The sequence below is a fragment of the Bradyrhizobium sp. UFLA05-108 genome (assembly GCF_059803455.1).
In genome coordinates, this window is record NZ_JBANAZ010000273.1 from 1 (window position 1) to 542 (window position 542).

Sequence of the window (542 nt, forward strand, 5' to 3'; positions counted from 1 at the left end):
GTGGAGACGTTGCCGGTGGCCTTGCCGGCCGCCTTGGCGATCTCCAGCAGCGTTGGCTGGTCTTTGCCGTTCACGTCCACGCCGAGCGCACCGTTATAGGTTTTCACCCCGGTGGCCCAGGCGGTGGCCGAGGCGGCGGAGTCGGTCACGTAATCCGGCTTGTGGGTTTTCTTGTCCAGCGAGTAGTGGGTGTATTGCCCGGTCAGCGGCAGGGCGTCGATGCCCTTGAAGTAACCGCCTGCGCCTTCAGCGTAGTTGCGCGCGGCGGTGATCTCGGAATCCCCCATGCCGTCGCCGATCAGCAGGATCACGTTTTTCACCGTTTTGTCCGACAGCGACGCCTTCAGCGCGGCGGTCTGATCGCCGGCCAGGCGACGGGCGCCGCCCGGCTCGGTGAGGGGGCCGCGCGCGGCGCGCTCGGTCAGGCCATCGGCATTGGCCGAGGTTTCCGCCGCGCTGGCGGAGGAACAGAGCAGGGCGGACAGCACGGCGCCGGCGATCAGGGATACAGCAGGTTGCATGGGTAAGCTCCTTGTCGTAAT

General features: G+C 66.8%; 1 protein-coding gene. It reads right to left on the bottom strand.

All coding sequences use genetic code 11. The features are described 5' to 3' along the window. A partial coding sequence (locus SO140_RS46445) for an alkaline phosphatase (protein WP_498544273.1) occupies positions 1-521 on the bottom strand: 521 nt, incomplete at its 3' end. Positions 522-542 lie beyond the last annotated feature (21 nt).